Below are 20,640 nucleotides of genomic sequence, written 5' to 3' on the forward strand. Positions count from 1 at the left end.
AGCCGACTCGTCCGCTCGCTGCGCTCGCTCACTCGCCCCTCGCGCATCATCGGCTCACGCTCTCGCAGTCGCTCGAGCGCTCGCCAGCGCGCGCCACTGAGCCGTAATGCCGATTACCCTCGAGGGTACACCTCGACCGTCACCCGATCGTCGTCGTCTTCGCCGACGACGCGGACGGGGAAGCGTTCGTGCTGGCGAGTCGGGTAAGTCTCGAAGCCGAGGGTGGCCGCGCCCGTCTCGCCCGGGTCGACGATCACCTCCTGGGTGTCGAGCAGTTTGGGGTCGTGGCCGACGACGAGTTCCAGTTCCTGCGAGAGGGGCGCATCGCCCGTGTTCTCGACGTCGACGATCACCTCGAGGTACTCGCCGGCGTCGACGGGCGAGTCCGTCGACCGGATGGAGACCAGGAGTTCGCCCTCCTGGCCGCCACCGCCTCCGTCCTCGGCGCGTCGAATCTCCCAGTTCGGACCGTCGGTGGTGACGGTCCCGTCGGCGGCGATCACCCACGGGTTGACGACGCAGGTGTGACAGGTCCCTTCGTAGGAGATGGTCGCGGTATCTCGAGCGCCCTCGAGGTCGGTGACGTCGAGAATTACGTCGGCCTGCGTGAGCCACCAGACGACCCGGTCGAGGTCGCCGTCGGGGTCGCTCGCGGTGAGTCCGAAGGGGACCGTCTCGCCCTCCGCCACGGAAACCGGATCGTCGCTCGGACGCGCGGCTTCGACCACCGGCGACGAGTGACCGCCGCTCGTCGCGTCGACCGACCAGCGGGCCGCGTACGTGCGCTCCTCGCCGTCGGGGATCACAGCGGCCGCGACGTTGTGGCTCCCGCTCGAGTCGAACGATTCGACGTGGTAGTGGGCGCCCTGCTCGGCCATGTACTCCCCCGGCCAGGCGTCCAGCGAGTCGGACGCTCGCTCGCCGTCGACCCACCAGATCGTCTGCTGGGAGCCCCCCTGCGCGGCGGCACCCGCTTCGAACAGCACCTCCGTCCCGGGTGCCACCGAAAGGTCACCGTCCGGGCTCGCGTCCGGCAGATCCGCGGCGCCGCGAACGCCGACGGTGCGCTCGTCCGCCGCGACCCCGCCGTCGACCTCGACCCGAACCGGAAACTCGTCGTCGGAGGGGACCGGATAGGTCTGGAACCCGCCGTTGTACTCGTACGTTTCGCCGGCGTCGACCGTCGTCCGCACGCCGCCCATCCGCTCGGGGTCGTGCCCGACGACGAGGTCGACGTCGACCCGGACGTCCGTCGACCCGGCGTTCGTAATCTCCGCGGTCACGTCGAGGTAGTCGCCCGCCCCGACCGGCGCGCCCGCGTCGACGATCGTCACCTCGAGGTCGCCCGCCTGCGCCCTCGCGTCCGCCGTCGAGCCGATTCGCCGGGCCTCGCGGACCCCCGCCCGACCCGCCGAGAGCCCGATTCCACCCGCCGTTACCCCCCGAAGCACCCGTCTTCGCGTGAGGTTCGTTCCCCGCATACCGTCGGGTAGCCGACAACCGGGCGGAAAAATCGGCCGAATCGTTGCGTCCCAAAACCCCGCGTTTCCGCCCAACGGCGGCCGATGAAATCCGAGTTACCGGGCGGGTGCGCGAGGGCGCCTACGGCGCGTCGTCCTCCTCCGGGTTCATCGCCGCCCCCAGCCCGCTGTCGTAGGCGTCGCGTTCGCGAACCTCCGCGATCCGCTGTTCGAGGCGCGTCTCGAGCGTCTCGAGGCGGTCGCGGTGCACCTCGTCGGCGTCGCCCTCGAGGGCGCGCACGTCGCGGAGCGCGCCCCGCAGGACCTCGATCGCCTCGGGTTTCTCGAGGTCGGCGGCGCGGTCGAGGCCGTCCTCTGCCCGCTCGAGTGCGTCCTCTGGATCGAGATCGGACTGGGGCGAGTCGTTCGGACCGCCGCCGGCGTCGCCGTTCGTCATAGGGGCCGTACCACGGGCGGGGTGATCAACCTCCGGCAGGCACAGGACGAGCGCCCGGCGAGGAACGGACGAGGCGACGAGGCGAGCTCCGACCTCCACGTTCTTCAGGATCGCCCGCGTCCGGGGAGCCATGAGCGAGTCCGATTCCCCGTCCGCACCGGGCGTGATCGCCCACCGGGGCTACGCCGGAGTCTCCCCCGAGAACACGATCGCGGCGGCGGTCGCGGCCGCCGAGTACGACGAGACGGCGATGCTCGAGATCGACGTCCGGCCCGCGGCCTGCGGCACGCCCGTCGTCTTCCACGACGAGCGCCTCGAGGGGCCCCGCGACGGCCGGCCGATCACCGACGCCGAGGGGCCGGTTCGGGAGACCGCCCTCGAGGATCTGCGCGCCGCGCGGGTGCTCGGAACCGGCGAGACCGTCCCGCCGCTGGCGGAGTTGCTCGAGGCGGTCCCCGAAACCGTCGGCGTCAACGTCGAACTGAAGGGGACCGACGTCCCCGATCTGGACCTTCGGTTCGGCGAAGCGCTCGCGGCGGACGACGTGGACGAGCGCCGCGCGGTCTGGGAGCCGTTCGTCGAGCGCGTGGTGGCCGACTGCGACGCGTTCGGCGGCGAGATCCTCTTCTCGTCGTTCTACGAGGGTGCGATCGCCGCCGTCCGCGAGGTCGGGCCCGCCTACGCCGCCGCGCCGCTGGTCTGGGGCGACCTCGAGGGCGGCCTCGAGATCGCCCGCCGGTACGACTGCGAGGCGATCCACCCGCCGCGGAACGCGATCCGGGGGGTACCGATGGCGGGGGAGGCCTACGCCGGATTGTCGGGGAACGGACCGGAGTGCGAGGAACCGGAAGTGGACGCGCTCGAGGTCGCCCACGACGAGGGCCGGGCGGTTAACGTCTGGACGGTCGAGAACTGGAACCAGTTCGACGCGCTCGCGGACGCGGGCGTCGACGGGATCGTCGCCGACTACCCGGGACTGGGATCGGTCCGGTCGAACGGGGGGTGAGAACCGGGGAAGAACGGGGAGTGCGAGGCGGGAGGAAAGCGGAGCGAACCGACGGCATCAGTCCGCCGTCAGCGAACAGGTCCCCTCGTAGGCGGCGTCGTGGATCGACTCGATCTCGGGATCCTCGCCGCAGACGGGACACGCCGGGTTCTGGCGGACCGGCACCTCCTCGAAGGTCATCCCCATCGCGTCGTACATGAGGAGGCGGCCCTCGAGCAGGTCGCCCTTCCCGAGTAAGAACTTGACGACCTCCGTGGCCTGGATGCAGCCGACGGTGCCGGGGAGGACGCCGAGGACGCCGGTCGTCGCGCAGTCGGGGACGGTGCCCGGTTCGGGCGCCTCGGGGAAGACGCAGCGGTAACACGGCGGGCGTTCGCCGTCGGCAGCCGCACCGGACTCGTCACCGTCGCCCTCGTCGCCGCGGTCGTTCGTGAACGTCGTTACCTGCCCCTCGAAGCGGTAGATCGCGCCGTGGGACAGCGGCGTCCCGGTGAGCACGCAGTGGTCGTTGAGCAGGTACCGGGTGGCGAAGTTGTCGCTGGCGTCGAGGACGACGTCGTACCCCTCGAGCAGCCCCTCGACCGTCTCGGTGGTGAGACGGGCCTCGCGGGTCTCGACCTCGACGTCGGGGTTCAGCTGGGCGACGTAGTCGGCGGCGCTCTCGACCTTCGGGCGGCCGACGTCGTCGTCGCCGTGGACGATCTGGCGCTGGAGATTCGAGCGTTCGACGACGTCGTCGTCGACGATCCCCAGGCGGCCGACGCCCGCCGCGGCGAGGTACTGGATCGCCGGCGAGCCGAGGCCGCCCGCCCCCACGACGAGCACCGAGCCGTCGAGCAGGCGCTTCTGTCCCTCGGGGCCGACCTCGTCCATGATCACGTGTCTCGAGTACCGGTCGAGCTGGGTCGCGTCGAGGCGCAGGTCGCTCATGGGTCGACCTACGGGGGAGAGCGAGAAAAGTACGCGGGTGGCTCCCGGGTCGCAAGGTCGGAGGCCGGGACGGTGCGCCCGACGGGGTCGCCCGGCGAGACGGATCAATCGACGGGACTGATCGGTGAATCGATCGGTTCTCGAGACCGAATGAGGCAGGTTCTCTCCTGAACCAATGATTTAATACCGTAGTGTGCTAATCAGTGTCTATGGCATCATCACCCAACGGTGCCGGTGACGACGTTTTCGACCAATTCCTGGCGGACCGCGGCCACTCCGTCGAGCGAGTAGGTTGGGAGCGCGACTATAACAAGAAGCAGTGCCCCGAGTGCGGGGGACTCCACGACACGTCGGCGCGATCCTGTACCGTTTGTGGGTGGGAGCCGCAGGACTGAGTACCATCGTCGCCGCCGAAGGCGTCTTCCGGCGGCCGATTTTCCGATTTTGTCGTCCGCAACCCGTCGCCCCCTCGAGTCGGCGCTTCGCGGGTCGTCGTGAACGTTCGATAGTGTTATAATACATAAATACCGTACCACACGATGGTGAGATAAATGCCGACCTGTCAGAACTGCGGCGCGTTCGTGACGAGCGCGTACGCACGAGTGTTCACCCCCCGCGACGAGGACGACCCCCGCGTCTGCCCGGAGTGTCCGGACAAGATCCGCGACGGGGCCGACGTTCGAACCGCCCGATCGACGCGCAACGCCTGAGCCGACGGTCGACCGCCGACTGCGACGGGGCGACGGCGCGCCCTCCTCGAGTAATTTTCGTCGCGCGAAACCCACGTGACTTATGGGTATCGCGCGCCTGAACAGCTACAATGGCTACCACGGAGACGAAGGTGACCCGGCTGTTCGGTGGGCCGGGCAGCGGTAAGACGACCGCCCTTCTCGATCACGTCGAAGAAATCCTCGAGCAGGAGGGGGTCACGTTCCGGGACATCCTCGTCGTCTCGTACACGCGAGCGGCCGCACAGGAGGTCAGAGAGCGGCTCGCCGAGCGCCTCGGCGAGAGCCCCCGCGCGCTGCAGGGCAACGTCTGTACGATGCACGCGAAGGCGTACGACCTCCTCGACCTCTCGAGGGGCGACGTCATCGGCGAGAAGGACAAAGAGGAGTTCTGCGACGACTACGGCCTCGAGTTCGAGGACGAGTACTCCGGCGCCGGGCGACGTACGGCCCGGTCGACGACGATCGGCAACAAGATCATCGCCACGAGCCAGTGGCTCCAGCGGACCCGCCGCGAGGTCGCCGACTGGTACGACGTCCCGTTCCAGTGGGACGTCGAGGAGGTCCGCCTCCCGCCCGAGATCGACCCCAACGCCCAGGAGGGCAACAAGTACACCCCGACCTGGCCCTCCGACGACGACCGGATCGACGTCCCCGAGGCGATCCGCGCCTGGCGTACTTACAAGGGCGAGCAGGGCAAGATCGGCTTCGCGGACATGCTCGAGCGCGTCAAGCAGCGCTCGCTGGTCCCGAACGTCGACTACCTCGTGATCGACGAGTTCCAGGACATCACGACCCTCCAGTACGCCGTCTACCAGGAGTGGAAGCCCCACGTGAAGGAGGTCCTGATCGCGGGCGACGACGACCAGGTCGTCTACTCGTGGCAGGGCGCCGATCCCGCGCTCTTGCTCGACGAGGAGGTCGACGAGGACGTCATCCTCCCGAACTCCTACCGACTCCCCTCGAACGTCCTGAACGCGGTCAACCAGGAGATCCGCCACATCGAGAAGCGCCAGGACAAGGACCTGAAGCCCAGAAAGGAGGGCGGATCGGTCGAGGGCTACCAGAACAAGTCGATGCTCGACCTCGTCCGCATGGTCCGCCAGACGCTCGTCGAGGGCGACGGCACCATCATGATCCTCTTCCGGGCGCGCTACCAGATGTTCCAGTTCATCGACGAGTTCATCACCGAGGGCGTCCCCTTCTCCTCGCTCACCGACCAGCGGATGTGGACCGACCGGCTGACCCAGTACGTCCGCGCGGTCGAGGCCATCGAGGACGGCGAGGACGTCGACGGACTGCAGGCCCGCCGGCTCGCGGACATGCTGATGGACTCGGCGTTCGGGACGAACGAGCGCGACGAGCTGTTCGACGCCATCGACGAGCTGAAAGAGGAGGCCGACGTCGACGACCTCACCGACCTGACCGTCCCGAGGGAGGTCATCGAGGAGCACGTGCCGTTCATGCCCGGCCCCACCTCCGCCTCGGACATGGTCCGGAAGGTCACCAACTTCCAGAAGAAGTCCATCCAGGCGTACTTCGCCATCGGCACCTACCGCGGGATGGACACCGACCGCGTCCGCGTCGGCACCATCCACTCCGCGAAGGGGCGCGAAGCCGACCACGTCTTCGTCGCCACCGACCTCACCGAGAAGGTCGTCGAGCAGATGGTCGCGACCATCGAGGACGACCCCACCGACGGCGACGGCCCCCAGGTCGAGGGGCTGCCCGAGGGCGAGGAGTTCACCAAGACCACCTCGCCCGTCCCCGTCCTCACCGACAACGAGCGGCGGGTCTTCTACGTCGGCATGTCCCGCGCCCGCGAGCGGCTCGTCATCCTCGAGAACCTCGTCGACGGCGCACCCACGCTCCCGGTCGACGTCCTGCTGTACAACCGTCTCACCGACTTCAGCCTCGAGGAGCTCATCGAACGGGCGCAGCTGCCCGAAGAGGGTGAGGACGGCGGCGACCCCGTCGAGGCCGAAGCGGAAGCGCCGTGAGCGCCGGGCGCGAAGCCGTGACGACCCGCGGCTCCCTGACCGACCGACTCGACGACGAACTCGACTCGAGGGACGCCGAGGCGTTCGTCCACGCCGGGTTCGAGCGCGACCCGTCGATTCGGTACTGCCTCGACGCGGTCGGCGCCGGTTCAGATCCCGAGTCCGACGTCGACCGCCGCCGATCGGGTGCCCTCCGCGCCGTCGCGTACGACGGCGACGAGTGGCTGGTCGGCGGAGCGAACGGAACGCCGGATACGCACCCGGCCGCCGACCTCGCGGACCGACTCGCCGAGCGCGGCGTCTCGGGCCGGGTGCTGACGCCGGCGCACGTTCCGCACGACGCCGCCCTCCACCTCGAGAACGCGGGGCTCTCGCTCGCCTCGACCGACGTCGTGGAGCGGGCGCGCGCGACCAAGACCGAGGACGAACGGGCGGCGATCGAAGCGGCCCAGCGCGCCGCGAGCGCCGGGATCGAGGCCGCCGCGCGGGTGCTCGCCGACGCGACCGTCGGGGAGGGTGGCGCGCTCGAACGCGACGGCGACCCGGTGACGAGCGACCGCCTCCGGATCGCCGTCGACGAGACCGTCGCCGCGAGCGGCGCGTTTCCGGCGGGCAACACCGAGGTCCGGACGATCGTCGCGTCCGACGGGGGATGCGACCGCACCGCGGCCCGCGGGAGCGAACCGCTCCGGCCGGGCGATCCGATCGTCGTCGCGGTCGCGCCGCGAACCGCCGGAGGGTACCACGGCGGACTCGTCCGCACGCTGGTCGTGGACCCCGAGGGCGGACCGGAGCGCCGCGCCCACGTGGCGCTGACCCAGTCGTTCCGTTCGGCGGGCGCGATGCTCACCGCGGACGAGCAGTCGGTCGCGGCCGTGGAGGGCGACCTCGAGGCGGAGGTCCGGTCGTTCGGCTTCGGCGACGAGAGCGGCGTCCAGGCCCGCGTTTCGGGGGTCGGCCTCGAAGCGCGCGAACGGCCCCGCCGGTCGCGCGAGACGATCGGCGACGGCTCGATCGTGCGTCTCGAGGTCGCCGTGGGCGCCGAGGCCGGCGCGCCGCGGATTCGGCTCGCCGACCTGCTCCTGCGGCGGCCGGACGGCGACGGCGTCGAGTGGCTCGCCGCCCCCTCGCGGTCGCTCGACCCGCGAGCGGTGCTCGACGGCCGGTGACCGCCCCGGCCGGAACGAACCGGATCGCCGACAAGGATATCACCGTCAACCGAGTACGAACGGTAGACAGCCATGTGTGACCATCCGTCGGGGTGCTCGAACGAGGCAACCTGTCAGCTCACGTTGCGAAACGAGGTGACCGGGCTCGAGTCGGTCGAGTACTACTGCAAGGCCCACTTCGTGGCGCGAATGTGGGAACTCGACGGCGACAGTCGGCAGGACGCGGTCGGCGCGACGACCCTCGAGAGCGAGGGCTGATCGCACGGAGATCGGGTTCGACGGGAAAACGAGGCGGTTCGAACGGATTCGACGCGAAGCGGAACGCGAGTCGCGACGCGGGCCACCCTCGAACCGGAGGCGAACGCCGAGCGTTCAAGCCCCCGGGCGCACAATCGCCACCCATGGCACTGGAACTCTCCGAGTTCGTCGACCGACTCGACGAGGAGCTTCGAACGGCCGACTTCGCCGACCTCGACGCCAGCGCGAACGGCCTCCAGGTCGGCCCCGACGACGGGACGGTCGAGCGCGTCGCCGTCGCCGTCGACGGCGTCCGCGAGACGTTCGAGCGCGCGATCGAGGCCGACGCGGACGTCCTCGTCGTCCACCACGGCATCTCCTGGGGCGGCTTCGAGCGCGTGACCGGCCGAACCCACGACCGCCTCGAGGCGCTGCTCTCGAACGACCTCGCGCTGTACGTCTCCCACCTCCCGCTCGACGGCCACCAGGAACTCGGGAACGCCGCGGGCGTCGCGGACGTTCTCGACCTCGAGAACCGGAAACCGTTCGGCGAGTACGGACCAGAGCACATCGGACAGCGCGGCACGGCGCCGGAGCCCTACACCGTCGACGACCTCCGGGAGCGTCTCGCGTCGGAACTCGAGACCGGCGGGCGACCGATCCCCGTCCTCGAGTTCGGCCCCGACGAGATCGAGGAGGTGGCGATCGTCACCGGCAGCGGCGTCGACTGGCTCGAGGAGGCCGAGGCGGTCGGCGCGGACGCCCTCGTAACGGGTGAGGGGAAACACCAGGCCTACCACGAGGCCAAGGAGGCCGGGATCCACGTCCTCCTCGCCGGCCACTACGCGACCGAGACCTTCGGCGTGCGGGCGCTGCAGGAACTCGCCGAGGGGTGGGGGCTCGAGACGACCTACCTCGAGGCACCGACGAGGATGTAGCGGTATTCGAGCCGCCGACGCGACCGCTCGGCGCGGTCGTTCGCCGCGAAAATCGGATCGGTCGAAATCGAGTCCCTGGCAGCGGCTGCAGCGATCCCGGTTACAGCTCTTTGCCGGCTCCGGCCGCGATCGGTTCGGGTCGCCCGAGGTTCGTCTGGATCGCGTAGAGGACGACGACGAGACCCAGCGCGCCGGCCTGGACGAGCGTCGCGGGGTGAACCATCGCGACGACGCCGGCGCAGCTGAAGACGATCCTGAGGAGCCAGGTCAGTCCGCGGTCGTACCTCGACTGGAAGTTGATGCCGTGGATGATCGCCACGGCCGCGAGTAGCGCAAATCCGCCGGATCGAAGCGCTGTCATCGTAAACTCGCCCTCGACGAGTTCGGGGTGGTAGAGGAACGCGAACGGAAGGATGAACAGCGGCGCCGAAATCTTGATCGCCTCGAGGCAGGTTCGCCAGAATTCGGAGCCGGCGATACCGACGGTGACCGCGACGCATGTGGCGATCGGCGGCGTGAGGCCCGCGAGGATCGCCGCGTAGAAGACGAAGAAGTGGGAGGCAAGCTCCGGGACGAAGAACTGGCTCTCGAGCGTCGGCTGGATCAGCAGCGCGACCACGGTGTACGCCGCCGTGGTGGGCATCCCCATCCCGAGGATGATGCAGATCCCCATCGCGAGGATGAACGCGATGATCGGAACGCCGCCGGAGAGGTTCATGAGCGTTAGCGAGAGGCTTCCCGGAACGCCGGTCGCCATCAGGATGTCGACGACGCCGTTGATCGACGCCAGGATGATCGTGACCGGCGCGAGAACGATGACGCCCTGGCGGAATCCCTCGATCGTCTGCTTCGAAACCTCGACCGCCGTGGCACCGAGGCTTCCACCCTCGACCCCCGCCTGGAGGAGCGGGATGGCGACGCCGAAGGCCATCATAGAGATGACCGTCCACAGCGCGGCGGTCATCACCGTGACCTGGACGTAGCCGAGCAGGTAGATGAGGATCAGCATCGGGATGCCGAACTTAATCGCCTCGAGCGTTATTTCGAGGCGGGTCAACCTCTCGTCGAAGACGCCGCTCATCGACGGATCGTCGATCTGCGGGACCGACACGTAGTGGACGGCGATGAAGATCGAAACGACGAGGATCACCGCGGGGATCAGTCCCGCGATGATGACGTCGCCGTAGGTCACGCCGGTGATGAGCGACGCCATGATGAACGCGCCCGCGCCCATAACCGGGGGTAACACCTGCCCGGAGGTCGACGCGACCGCTTCGATACCGCCCGCCGTCTCTGGTTTGACGCCGTTTTTCTTCATGAGCGGGATCGTGAACGACCCCGTCATGCCCGCGTTCGCGGTCTGACTTCCGTTGACCGACCCGATGACGGCGCTCGAGACCACCGCGGTCTGGGCGACGCCGGAGTCGAGGTACTTCGCCGACCGCACCGCGAGTCGAAGGATCAGGTCGAACGCACCGTAGCCCTTCAACATCCCCGCGTACAGGAGGAAGAGCGCGATCCAGGCGGCCACGAGCTGGGTCAGCGAGCCGTAGAACCCGTCTCCGCTGAGCACCATGATTCGGAGCGTCCGCTCGGGCGACAGCCCCCCGTGGGTGAGCGTACCGGGAACGTACTGGCCGAAGAGTCCGTACAGGATGCCGACGATCACGACGCCGAGGAAGGTCATCCCGAACGCTCGCCACGTCATGTAGATCATCACGGCCGAGAACGCGAGCGCGAGCGCTATCTCGTAGTCGTAGGCGTGGCCGGCTCGGTCGATGACGACCGACTGGTAGTTAACCGAGAGGTACACCGTCGCTACGAGGATGACGATCCCCGAAACGCACAGTATCGCCGTTTCGACCCAGTTTCGCTCCTCGAGCGGGTCGGGAAATTCGAGCAGGAGGTACAGCAGGAGGACGCCGCCGAGGAAGATCGTTCCGAACCGCCCGCGGGCCATCATCTGCGTCCGCGAGTACCAGAAGACGATCAGCCAGAACGGAATCGAACCGACGATGACCGCGAGTTCGAAGTTTCCACGAAGTCCATCGGCGACCGAGAGCGGCGCCGCCTCCTCGAGCATGGAGTTCTGTTCGTCCCCGAATTCGTCGTCGGTCCCCCGTTCGTCGGTTTTGTCTTCACTATCTTTGTTCAGTCCCATTGATCAGATTGTTGTAAGTAGGTGGTGGGTGTCGTTCGAACTCGGTTACTCCGCTTCGCCGCGCTCCCAGGCGTCGTCCCAGGCGTCGTTCTCTTCGAAGAAGTCGGCGACTCCCTCGTGGACCTCGAGCCCCTCGATGACGGTCGACGTCATGAAGTCGAGGTCGAACTCGGGGGTCGCGTTGTCCGACTCGCGGAGCGTGTCGTGGTGCTCGAGGGAGATTCGAGCGAGTTCCTTGGTCACCTTGGCGGGGATTTCGGGACTGAAGGCCCACTGGGCAGCGAGCGTCCAGGAGACGACCGTATCGGTCACCTTCGTGACGTCCTGCTCGTAGCCGTAGGGCTCGAACTCCTCGAGAATCGCGCCGGGGTGATCCTCGATCGCCCCTCGGAAGTTATCGTCGACTTCGAGCAGGTGGAGTCCGTCGTTACTGCGCACGTCGACCTCCTGACACCATCCGGAGAGTTCCATGCCGTTCGAACCGTAGAGGCAGAGGGCGTCGACGTTCCCCTCCTCGACCTGACCGGGAATGTCGCCGGTGTCGGAGTTGTTGATCTCGTTGTCCTCCCAGAGGCCGGCGTTCTTGATGATCTCTTCCGTCAGCAGTCGGGTACCGAACCCGGGCTGAATCGGGTAGATCGTGTAGCCGCCGTCCTGGAGGTCTGCGGTGGACTCGAGGCCGCTACCCTCGAGGCCGACCCAGTGGATCTGGAGGGCGGTGAACATGAATCCCTGGTGGGGGAGTTTGTCGACGGGATCCTCGTCGAACGGATCCTCGTCCTCCATCGCCTTCGCGATGGAGTTGTTGTCGACGCCCATCGCGTTGAGCTGGTCGTCGTCGTACTCGTAGAGGTTCGCCGTCCACCCTTCGGTCTCTTGGACCGAAACGTTGAACGAGCCGTCGCCGTGTTCGTTAACCGCGCGGGAGAGCGCTTGACCCGCCGCCTGCGTCGAACTTCCGGAGGATGTTCCGCCGATCGTAACGGTCACCTTGTCGTCGCTGCCCAGACAGCCGGCGACGCCGACCACGCCGAGTCCGGCGCCAGCCTTCAACACGTCTCGTCTCGTTTGAGAACTCTTCTCAGACATGTAGGACACAGATTCGACTGGTTCTATAAAAATATATTGTTAAAGATTATGTCGATAATAAATCCACGGGTTAAAAGTATAAATAATACCGCCGTATGGCGGAAAACACCATTAGCTTTCGTACTAGGCCTGGTGTATTCACCACACGTATGAAAATATATAGTTCACCCCCTATTAGTAATCAATATTACCTGTCATGCTCGTAATACAAACGACGGTTCGATAACGGCACAATTATTTTACTGATCTTCGAACTGACGCCGGTCGATGGACAGGTCGAATCTGCGAACGATCTCGCTGATCACGCTCTGGCAGATATCGGCGAGCATCTGCTACTACAGCGTGTTCGCCGCGACGCCGTTCTTCCGGGACGTCTTCGGTCTCTCCCGCTTTTCGGTCGGCATCGTCGTGACGACGCTCACCCTCGGCTACGCGGCCTTCCTGCTTCCGTTAGGTGCGCTCACGGATCGGTACGGCGAACGAGTGACGCTCTCGCTGGGCCTGGTCGGACTCTCGGCCGGGACGGCGACCGTCGCCGGCGCGTCGACGTACGCGGCGTTGCTCGCGGCCGTCTTCCTCCTCGGATCGCTGTACGGGACAGCGATGCCGGGGACGAACAAGGCGGTGTTCGACAACGTCGAACCGGGGACGCAGAACCTCGCGATGGGGATCAAGCAGGTCGGCGTGACGGGAGGAAGCGGCCTCAGCGCGCTGCTGGTAACCGGTCTGGCGGGCGCGCTGTTCTGGCAGGCGGGGTTCCTCGTCGCGACGGCGCTGGGGGTGATCGTCGCGGTCGCGTTTTACCGCGTCTACGCCGGCGGGAGCGACGGCGAACGAGCGGCCTATCCCGACTTTCGGGCGCTGCTCACCAACCGGCCGTACGTCGTCCTGACGGTCGCAGGTCTCTTTCTGGGCGCCGGCCTGTTCACGACGACCGGATACACGGTCCTGTACGTCGAGGAGTCCATCGGCGCGTCGGTCGCGTTCAGCGGGGTCGTCCTCGCGCTCGTCCAACTGTTCGGAAGCGTCGGTCGGATCACCACCGGGTGGCTGTGCGACGCCCTCCCCGGCGAACCGCGGATCCGCATCGGATCGATCCTCCTCGTCCAGACCGTCGCGAGCGCGATCATGTTCGTGGTCGTCGCGTCGACGACCTCCAAACTCGGCGCAGTCGTCGCGTTCTCCGCGCTCGGATTCTTCGTCCTCGGATACACGGGAGTCTATTATTCGGTGATGGCGACGCTCGTTCGGGCCGACGAGATGGGTGGCGCCACCGCCGGCGGACAGCTCGCGCTCACGAGCGGCGCGCTCGTCGCTCCGCCGGCGTTCGGCTACCTCGCGGACGTCGTCGGCTACCGGTCCTCGTGGCTGTTTCTCGCCCTGATCGCGGCCGTCGCGGCCGTCCTCCTCGTACGGGTCGTTCGAACGCCGTCGACGATAGACGATCCGGCCGCATCGGGAGCATGACCGACGCGCTCACCTCGGACGAATTTAGACCGGGTGCCTCGGTGCGGTCGGACGATGCTACCGATCGATTCGCATTAGACCCGTGGTGAACGTGCGCACGTGAATCCGAGCATTTTCGAGCGGTCGACGACCGATGTCGCGTTCGAGGGCCGCCGCCGGATCACCCCTCGAGGATCGCGTCCATGAGCTTCGTCTGCGCGGCGGCGAGGTGCTCGGTGAACGTCGACCTGGCGACGCCGAGTTCCTCGGCCACGTCCGTCGCGTTCGCGCCCTTCGGATAGCTGAAGTACCCCATCTCGTGGGCCGTCTCGAGGATCTCGCGTTGCCGGTCGGTCAGTTCGCTGCGGTCGACGAGGACGGGGTCGGCGGTCGACTCGTCGCCGGTCTGGGTGAGCTCTTCGACGACGACCCCGTCGGCGTACTCGCGCAGGTTATCGACGATCTCCGCGATCGCCTCGAGTTCGAGCGTTCGGAACGAGAGCAAGAGCGTGCCGTCCCGCGCCCGGATGGACGTGAGGGGGACGCCCGACTGCTCGACGATCTCGCAGGCGCAGGCGCCGCCGGGGTCGCGCTCGAACCGGTAAACGTTCTCCGTCTCAGACTCGTGGACCGGAGTCAACTCGACCGCGAGGTCGCCGCTCAGTTCGGTCTGCGCCTCCCGTCCGACGCCCGAGTCGACGCTGAACTCCTCGACCGCCGTTCCCTCGCCGGTCGGTCCGCCGGACCTGACGACGGAAGAGACCGGCGCGTCGGTGCGCGTCGAGACGCTCGCGACCGGACACCCCGGGGGGTTGCGAACCGCGACTGTTGCACGAAAGCCCGTCATAGGAACCCCTTGGTTCGGGACGGATTTAACCCGGGTCAGTAATTGCCACGGCGTGGGAATTCCGGGTGGGTTCCACTGGGCGGACGAGTCAGGGCCTCAGCACCACTCCTCGTACTGGTGGACGCGGGCCGGGTTCAACGGCTCAGGCTCCCGATCCGTGCCGTCGTAGGCCGCGCGGTGTTCCTCGTAGGTGATGCCGACCGGGCTCTCGGGGTCGTACTCCCGCGGCACGATCGATCTCGCGCGCCGGCGGTTCCAGTCGGCCAGGCGGTCCATCGCCTCGGGAACGTCGATCTCGGTCGACTCGAGGCCGTCGGCGCGCTCCCAGGCCTCCCGACCGCGTTCGGTTCGGACGACGACCGTCGTCCACCCCTCGTCGGTGCCGACGCTCCCCGCGCTGACGTCCGCGGCTCCGCCGACGAAGTCCGAACACTCGTCGCAGCCGCGCAAGCCGGCCGCCGAGAACGCGTCGACGTCAGCCTCGAGGAGCGTCTCGCCGTCCTCGTCGGTCGCGGTGAGGACGCCGCCGGTGACGTCCAGTTTGGCCACGTCCGCGGGGTCGACGCCGAAGTCCGAGACGGTCGACAGCAGCCGCTCGTGCTCGAACGTGCGCGTGCACATGAGCGCGACCGTCAGCGCGATCGGATCCGCCGACTCGTGGCCGTAGCGCTCGAGCGCCGACGCGCCCTGGATCATACACGGCGTCCCGACGAACGCGAGGCGGGGGTCGTCCGTCTCGAGGTCCGCCTCGGCGAGCAGGTCGTCGATCTGACCGAGGGCCATCGTCTGGTTGTAGACGCTGCCGGCGGCCTCGAGCAGATCCTCGCGGGAGGTGGCGAGCGTCGCTTCGCCCTTCAACGGCTCCTCGTCGCTCTCGCGGGCGACGATGGCGCCGTCGAGGTCGCCAGCCTCGATCAGGTCGGCGAGCAGCGCGGTGACGACGCCACCGTCCTGCCCGGACTCGACGGCGCTCGCGTCGGCTCGAGGGGCGCGCGGTGCGTCGGCGGCGTCCGAGGCGGCCGGCGCGCCCGCCGCTCGAGCGGCGTACGTCTTCGGCTCCTCGAGGCCGCGCTCCTCGCGGGCGAGTTCGATCACCCGCTCGTAGCGCAGTCCGCTGCGCGGACAGTAGTCCCAGCAGCGCGAGCAACCGGTGCACATTCGGACGAGGGTGGGGCGGCCCTCCTCGGCGTCGATGCCGATCGAGTCGGACGGGCAGGCCGCGACGCACGAGGCGCACTGAATGCAGCGGTCGGCCTCGATGACGGCCTCGTCGAGGTCGCGGAACCAGATCTTCCCCGGCGCCTCGGCGACGTCGCTCGTGCGCTCGCGCGGGTCGCCGCCGACGCCCTTGATCCCCCGCGTGGGAACCGACGGCGCGGGTCGGTCTGCGCCGGACATCTAGCTCACCTCCGTGCCCGCGCCGACGGTCGGAGCGGTCGCGCCGTCCCGTCCGGTGATGACCCCCTGCAGCGTCGACTCCGGGGTCCGGCGGACCCAGTCGGCGAACGACTCGTCGCCCTCCCGATCCTCGTCGTAGGCGAGCAGCGTTCGGCGGACCACCGACGGGATCTCGTCGATCGGGACGCTCCCGACCAGCCAGTCGATGAACTCGTCGTTGCCGAGGTCGCCGCCGAGGCCGACGTCCGCGGCCCGCCCGGACTCGTAGTCGTCGCGGTAGACCTCGCCGCGCAGGCCGATGTCGGCGACCTGGGGCTGGGCGCAGGAGGCCGAACAGCCCGACATGTGGACGCGCACGACGTCGTGCTCGTCGGCGAAGCCGACCGCCTCGGCCCACTCGTCGAGCGCCCGAGCCCACTTGATCGCCCGATTCTTCGTCTCGATGATCCCGTAGGTGCAGAACTCACGCCCGGTGCAGGTGACGATTCCCCGCGTGAACGGGCCGGGATCCGGACTGTAGCGCTCGAGAAGGGGTTCCGCGAGCAGACCCTCGAGGTCGTCGTCCGCGACGTGGGGGACGAGGACGTTCTGGTTCGGTCCCAGCCGAACCTCGCCGTCGCCGTAGGTCTCGGCCAGCCGCGCGAGTTCGACGAACTCGTCGCCGCCCATCCGGCCGACGGGGACGTTGAGGCCGACGTAGTTGGCGCCGTCGTCCTGGGCGTGGACGCCGACGTGGTCGTTGCGGTAGCCCGTCGTCAGCACCTCGTCGGGCGCCTCGAACGCGAAGGGGGCGTATCGCTCGAGTTCCTCGCGGAAGCGCTCGACGCCGAACTCCTCGACGAGGTAGCGCAGGCGGTTGACGGCGGTGTCGAGGTAGCTGCCGCGGTCCATGAAGAGGTCCGCCAGGGCGGCCACGAGGTCGACGATCTGGTCGCCCTCGACGAACAGGTCCAGGTCGCTCGCGATCCGGGGGCCGTCCGAGAGGCCGCCGCCGACGCGGACCGCGAAGCCGTCCCGACCGTCCTTGATCGCGGGGGTGAAGGCGAGGTCCTGGATCTGGGCGCGGGCGCAGTTCTCGCAGCAGCCAGTGATCGAGATCTTGAACTTCCGCGGGAGGTTCGCGTAGTGGTGATCGCCGAGGAAGCGCTCGCTGACGCGCTCGACGATCGGCCGGACGTCGATCGTCTCGTTCGCGTCGACGCCGGCGGCCGGGCAGCCGACGACGTTGCGCACGGAGTTGCCGCAGGCCTGCAGCGTCGAGAGGCCGACCGCCTCGTAGCGGTCCCAGATCTCGTCGATATCGTCGATCGTGATCCAGTGCATCTGGACGTCCTGGCGGGTCGTCACGTCGAGGTAGCCGTCGCCGAAGACGGGGTTCTGGTCCGGTCCGCCGTACTCCTCGGGCGCGCGGGCGAACTCGTCGGACACCTCGCCGATGACGCGGGCCTGCTCGGCGGTCAGGATCCCGCCGGGCGCCCGCGTCCGGAGCATGAAGTACCCCTCCTGCTTCTGGTGGTAGAGCCCGACCAGTTTCAACCGGTTGATGACGTCCTCGCCCAGTTCCTCGATCATCGCCTCGAACCCGCCGTGGCCCGAGAAGGAGCGAACCCGCTCCTGGAGGTCGACCGGGTCCCACTCGGGGGCGCGGGCGCGCACCCAGTCGGTGAGGCTCCCCTCGTAGAACCGGACGTCCTCGTAGCCGAGGTCCCGGAGCACGACGTAGGTGTGGCTGAGCCGTCGCGCCGTGTTGCAGTAGAGGACGATCTCGTTTTCGGGTCGGATCCCCTTCTCGGCGAGCAGCGCCTCGAGTTCGTCGTCGGGCTTCAGCCGACCCGCGTCGTCGGCCAGCAGGTCCTCCCACCCGAGCTGGACCGCGCCGGGGATGTGGGACTCGGCGTACTCGGCGGGCGTCCGGGTGTCGACGACGACCGCGTCGCCCTCGACGGCCGCCTCGACCCCTTCGCGGTCGACCAGCGGCGCGTCGTCGGCCAGGGCGGCCTCGTACTCGCTCGGCTCCGGGTCGGAAAGCTCGGTCGTCGTTGTCGGCCGATCCTCCCGCCACGCCCCGAGGCCGCCCTCGAGCAGGGACAGCGATCCGTCGTGGCCGTAGACCTCCGCGGTGAGCAGGAACCGCGCCGCGAGAACTCCGTTCTCGTCGTCGTACGCGACGATCGGATCGTCGCGAGCGATCCCCGCCTCGCGCAGCGCCTCGGCGAAGTCCTCGGGCGCGGGGAGCTTCCCGGCGGCCACGCTCGAGGGATCCCTGAATCGCTCGACAGGGACGTTCACCGCCCCCGGGATTCGGGGCAGGTCCTCGTAGTCCCTGGCCGAGCGGACGTCGACCACCGTCACCGACTCGAGGTGGCCGTCGAGCCACTCGGGGGTGACGACCGACGGGCCGCCGGTCATCTCGTATCACCGCCCTGAAATAGTGGGTCGCCGCTCGACGCGCTCGTCCGATCGCGCTCGGATCGCGGCTCGAGCGCGGACGAAGGCGTCGGTGCGAACCGTCGAATATCTCGGATATACATGCCGTACCCGTCGGTTGACGCCACCACCCCTTTCACCTGCCCCTACGGGTAAACCGTACCGCGGCTCCGGGACGACGGCAGGGAATCGTCGCGACTCGTGACGGATTCGTTACCCTTCGTACGTCGCGTCTTTATGGCGCCGCACGCGCGGGAACGTGCCACCGGGGGTGGCCCGCCCGCGCCGGACTCGAGCCCCGGCGCTCGTCACCGTATGCGGCAAATTTGACCTCGTAATTCGCACCGATCACGTCAGCATCCCCCGCGGTAATCGCGGGCACGGTAGTCGAGAACTCCCTCGAACGGTGATCCGCTCGAGGCCGCGTTCGACCTACCGTAGTTCGAGGTCGTCCTCGTCCGAGAGCCGCCGCACCTCGTCGGTGATTTCCTCGATCATCGCCGTCTGCTGTTCGTTGGCGGCGACGATCTCCCGGACCTCGTCGGACAACTCGCGCACCCCCTCCATCACGGCGTCGGTCGTGCTCGCGACCTCTTCGGTGGTCGCCGCCTGATCGTCCGTCGCGGCCGCGACCTCGCGGATCCCCTGGACGGACTCGGTCACCGCCTCCCGGATCCGCTCCAGGTCGTCCACCGTCTCCTCGACGAGGTCGACGCCGTCGGCGACCTCCTCGTTGGCCGTCTCGAGGCTCTCGACGGTCTCGCGCGTGCTCCGGCGTATCTCGTCGACCAGGCGCTCGATGCGCTTCGACTCCTCCTGGGACTCCTCGGCCAGCGACTTCACCTCCTTCGCGACGACCGCGAAGCCGTCGCCCGCTTCTCCCGCCGTGGCCGCTTCGATGGAGGCGTTGAGCGCGAGCAAGTTGGTCTGGTCGGCGATCGTGTTGATCACCTCGATGATGTCGTCGATCTTCCGGACGCCCTCGCGCAGCGCCTCGACGTCCCGAGTGACGTCGGTCGAGGCCCGCTCGACGCGCTCCATCTTCGCGATCGCGTGCTCGGCGGTGTCGGCCGATTCGGTCGCGATCTCCTGGGCGTGCTCGCTCGTCGAGCTCACCTCCTCGGCGTTCGAGGCGATCTCCTCGACGGTCGCGCTCAGATTGGAGATCTCGCCCGCCACGTTCGATACCGTCTCCGACTGCTCGTCGGCCAGTTCGCTGATGTCCTGGGAGCTGTCCGAAACCTCCTCGGCCGAGACCGACAGCTCCTCGAGGGAGTCCCCGACGTTCTTCCGGACGGTCTCCTGTTGTTCGAGTTCGTCCCGAACGCGCTCGCGGTAGGCCCGCGCGTTCAGCCGGACCGCGAGTTGCTGGTCGATCGTCGCGACGCGCAGGAACGCTAGCGCGCGTTCGGCGACCGCGTCGACGGCCTCGATCGGGACGTAGCCGTCCGGCGCGCGCTCTTCGGCCACGCCGCCCTCGACGGCGGGGTCCGTGGGCTCCGAACCGTCCTCCTCGACGAACTCCGATTTCACGTCGTCGGCGAGCGCCTCGAGGACTCCTTCGTAGTACGCGGCGAACGAGCCGAGGAACGCGTCCGGGCCCGCCTCGAGTAGCGCCGGAAACCCGGGCGTCCGCACGCGCTCTTCGAAGAACTGGGCGTCGTACGGACCGCGGCCGAAGGACCGCACGTACTCGCGCTGGGCACGTTCGACCCCCTCGAGGGACGTTCCGTGATCCTCGAGGGATCGCCGGACGGCGTCGCTCGTTCGCAACCCGTCGGCGTACCGGGCGGCGAGCGGTCCGCTGACGCCCTCGAAGACGGTCGACTGAGACGCGAGCAGCCGCTCGTCCCGCTCGTCGAATCCGACGGCGGTTTTCACCCGTTCGATCTCCGCGCGATCCACCTCGTACTCTCGAGCCACGTCCTCGTACTCCGCTCCCACGCCGATCGCGGCACCGTCGCTCACTTGCATCAGTAGCTCCGTACTAACAGCCACGTATAACCGTTGTTGCAAACGAGGATGGGGCCCATACTGGTAGGCCACAAGAACTAAGATCGGCACAGCTTGCTGGAATACCACCGGAAGGGCAATAGGTGGTGAATCACCGCCCGAACGAGCGGGTCGACGATCGCGTTCTAACGCGTACGCTGGTGGGGCGGCCGTCCGTTTCCCAAAAACGATTTATGATATAGTCATTTAAAACGGGTCGGCTCGCGGAGACGAACTGGCGTCGGCGACGAAACGAGATCGGTCGCGCCGTCGACCCCGGCGCGTCCCGGGCGGCGATCGGTTCGAGCGTCGCCGATCCGTCGTCTCGGGGCGATCGTCGACCCCGTCAGCCGCG

17 protein-coding genes are annotated in these 20,640 nt (G+C 68.2%); 8 read left to right on the forward strand and 9 right to left on the reverse strand.

Annotated elements, in window-relative coordinates; genetic code table 11:
* Positions 1-113: 113 nt before the first annotated feature.
* Together RJT68_RS02675 and RJT68_RS02680 are read right to left on the reverse strand one after the other, a co-directional pair.
* Positions 114-1,481 (reverse strand): hypothetical protein, encoded by a 1,368-nt coding sequence (locus RJT68_RS02675; RefSeq protein WP_407038841.1) that lies wholly within the window; start codon positions 1,479-1,481, stop codon positions 114-116.
* A 121-nt stretch (positions 1,482-1,602) separates the two neighbouring features.
* Positions 1,603-1,917, reverse strand: a complete 315-nt coding sequence (locus tag RJT68_RS02680; protein WP_407038842.1) for a hypothetical protein — start codon at positions 1,915-1,917, stop codon at positions 1,603-1,605.
* Between the two features lie 130 nt (positions 1,918-2,047).
* On the opposite strand from RJT68_RS02680, the gene RJT68_RS02685 reads away from it, so the two are divergent.
* Positions 2,048-2,923: a glycerophosphodiester phosphodiesterase gene (locus tag RJT68_RS02685; protein ID WP_407038843.1), complete on the forward strand. Its 876-nt coding sequence runs from the start codon at positions 2,048-2,050 to the stop codon at positions 2,921-2,923.
* A gap of 57 nt (positions 2,924-2,980) precedes the next feature.
* Here RJT68_RS02685 and ubaA read toward each other — a convergent pair whose 3' ends face one another.
* A complete protein-coding gene (ubaA, locus tag RJT68_RS02690) occupies positions 2,981-3,853 on the reverse strand; it encodes an SAMP-activating enzyme E1 (RefSeq protein WP_407038844.1) in 873 nt (290 codons plus the stop codon).
* Positions 3,854-4,062: 209 nt separating this feature from the next.
* Here ubaA and RJT68_RS02695 point away from each other — a divergent pair, with 209 nt between their 5' ends.
* The 6 genes from RJT68_RS02695 (at position 4,063) to RJT68_RS02720 (ending at position 8,925) form a co-directional block, all read left to right on the forward strand.
* Complete coding sequence (locus RJT68_RS02695) at positions 4,063-4,248, forward strand: HVO_0416 family zinc finger protein (RefSeq protein ID WP_407038845.1); 186 nt, start codon at positions 4,063-4,065, stop codon at positions 4,246-4,248.
* 156 nt (positions 4,249-4,404) lie between these two features.
* Positions 4,405-4,563 (forward strand): DUF7563 family protein, encoded by a 159-nt coding sequence (locus RJT68_RS02700; protein WP_407038846.1) that lies wholly within the window; start codon positions 4,405-4,407, stop codon positions 4,561-4,563.
* 110 nt (positions 4,564-4,673) lie between these two features.
* Positions 4,674-6,581 (forward strand): UvrD-helicase domain-containing protein, encoded by a 1,908-nt coding sequence (locus RJT68_RS02705; RefSeq protein ID WP_407038847.1) that lies wholly within the window; start codon positions 4,674-4,676, stop codon positions 6,579-6,581.
* A complete protein-coding gene (locus RJT68_RS02710) occupies positions 6,578-7,750 on the forward strand; it encodes a M24 family metallopeptidase (protein ID WP_407038848.1) in 1,173 nt (390 codons plus the stop codon). The genes RJT68_RS02705 and RJT68_RS02710 overlap by 4 nt, the downstream gene beginning before the upstream one ends.
* Positions 7,751-7,822: 72 nt before the next feature.
* On the forward strand, positions 7,823-8,008 hold the full coding sequence (locus tag RJT68_RS02715) for a hypothetical protein (protein WP_407038849.1): 186 nt from the start codon (positions 7,823-7,825) through the stop codon (positions 8,006-8,008).
* A gap of 149 nt (positions 8,009-8,157) precedes the next feature.
* Positions 8,158-8,925: a Nif3-like dinuclear metal center hexameric protein gene (locus RJT68_RS02720; protein ID WP_407040306.1), complete on the forward strand. Its 768-nt coding sequence runs from the start codon at positions 8,158-8,160 to the stop codon at positions 8,923-8,925.
* A 100-nt stretch (positions 8,926-9,025) separates the two neighbouring features.
* Here RJT68_RS02720 and RJT68_RS02725 read toward each other — a convergent pair whose 3' ends face one another.
* Both RJT68_RS02725 and RJT68_RS02730 read right to left on the reverse strand, forming a co-directional pair.
* Positions 9,026-11,008 (reverse strand): TRAP transporter permease, encoded by a 1,983-nt coding sequence (locus RJT68_RS02725; protein WP_407040307.1) that lies wholly within the window; start codon positions 11,006-11,008, stop codon positions 9,026-9,028.
* Between the two features lie 123 nt (positions 11,009-11,131).
* Positions 11,132-12,139 carry a TAXI family TRAP transporter solute-binding subunit gene (locus RJT68_RS02730; protein ID WP_407040308.1) on the reverse strand — a complete coding sequence of 336 codons (1,008 nt, stop codon included), beginning with the start codon at positions 12,137-12,139 and terminating at the stop codon, positions 11,132-11,134.
* Between the two features lie 303 nt (positions 12,140-12,442).
* Here RJT68_RS02730 and RJT68_RS02735 point away from each other — a divergent pair, with 303 nt between their 5' ends.
* Entirely contained in the window at positions 12,443-13,642 is a 1,200-nt protein-coding gene (locus RJT68_RS02735; RefSeq protein WP_407038850.1) for an MFS transporter, read from the forward strand.
* A gap of 160 nt (positions 13,643-13,802) precedes the next feature.
* Here RJT68_RS02735 and RJT68_RS02740 read toward each other — a convergent pair whose 3' ends face one another.
* From RJT68_RS02740 to RJT68_RS02755, 4 genes are all read right to left on the reverse strand, one after another.
* Positions 13,803-14,468 (reverse strand): helix-turn-helix domain-containing protein, encoded by a 666-nt coding sequence (locus RJT68_RS02740; protein WP_407038851.1) that lies wholly within the window; start codon positions 14,466-14,468, stop codon positions 13,803-13,805.
* Positions 14,469-14,564: 96 nt separating this feature from the next.
* A complete protein-coding gene (locus tag RJT68_RS02745) occupies positions 14,565-15,866 on the reverse strand; it encodes a Coenzyme F420 hydrogenase/dehydrogenase, beta subunit C-terminal domain (protein WP_407038852.1) in 1,302 nt (433 codons plus the stop codon).
* Complete coding sequence (locus tag RJT68_RS02750; RefSeq protein ID WP_407038853.1) at positions 15,867-18,275, reverse strand: rhodanese-like domain-containing protein; 2,409 nt, start codon at positions 18,273-18,275, stop codon at positions 15,867-15,869.
* A 450-nt stretch (positions 18,276-18,725) separates the two neighbouring features.
* Positions 18,726-20,267 (reverse strand): globin-coupled sensor protein, encoded by a 1,542-nt coding sequence (locus tag RJT68_RS02755; protein WP_407038854.1) that lies wholly within the window; start codon positions 20,265-20,267, stop codon positions 18,726-18,728.
* Positions 20,268-20,640: the final 373 nt, after the last annotated feature.

Origin of the sequence: Halovalidus salilacus, from assembly GCF_031852275.1 — an archaeon.
GTDB classification, from domain to species: domain Archaea; phylum Halobacteriota; class Halobacteria; order Halobacteriales; family Natrialbaceae; genus Halovalidus; species Halovalidus salilacus.

Coding starts and splice junctions, on each gene's coding strand:
- RJT68_RS02675 (WP_407038841.1), bottom strand. CDS start 1,481: ATGCGGGGAACGAACCTCACGCGAAGACGGGTGCTTCGGGGGGTAACG.
- RJT68_RS02680 (WP_407038842.1), bottom strand. CDS start 1,917: ATGACGAACGGCGACGCCGGCGGCGGTCCGAACGACTCGCCCCAGTCC.
- RJT68_RS02685 (WP_407038843.1), top strand. CDS start 2,048: ATGAGCGAGTCCGATTCCCCGTCCGCACCGGGCGTGATCGCCCACCGG.
- ubaA (WP_407038844.1), bottom strand. CDS start 3,853: ATGAGCGACCTGCGCCTCGACGCGACCCAGCTCGACCGGTACTCGAGA.
- RJT68_RS02695 (WP_407038845.1), top strand. CDS start 4,063: ATGGCATCATCACCCAACGGTGCCGGTGACGACGTTTTCGACCAATTC.
- RJT68_RS02700 (WP_407038846.1), top strand. CDS start 4,405: ATGCCGACCTGTCAGAACTGCGGCGCGTTCGTGACGAGCGCGTACGCA.
- RJT68_RS02705 (WP_407038847.1), top strand. CDS start 4,674: ATGGCTACCACGGAGACGAAGGTGACCCGGCTGTTCGGTGGGCCGGGC.
- RJT68_RS02715 (WP_407038849.1), top strand. CDS start 7,823: ATGTGTGACCATCCGTCGGGGTGCTCGAACGAGGCAACCTGTCAGCTC.
- RJT68_RS02725 (WP_407040307.1), bottom strand. CDS start 11,008: ATGCTCGAGGAGGCGGCGCCGCTCTCGGTCGCCGATGGACTTCGTGGA.
- RJT68_RS02735 (WP_407038850.1), top strand. CDS start 12,443: ATGGACAGGTCGAATCTGCGAACGATCTCGCTGATCACGCTCTGGCAG.
- RJT68_RS02740 (WP_407038851.1), bottom strand. CDS start 14,468: ATGACGGGCTTTCGTGCAACAGTCGCGGTTCGCAACCCCCCGGGGTGT.
- RJT68_RS02745 (WP_407038852.1), bottom strand. CDS start 15,866: ATGTCCGGCGCAGACCGACCCGCGCCGTCGGTTCCCACGCGGGGGATC.
- RJT68_RS02750 (WP_407038853.1), bottom strand. CDS start 18,275: ATGACCGGCGGCCCGTCGGTCGTCACCCCCGAGTGGCTCGACGGCCAC.
- RJT68_RS02755 (WP_407038854.1), bottom strand. CDS start 20,267: ATGCAAGTGAGCGACGGTGCCGCGATCGGCGTGGGAGCGGAGTACGAG.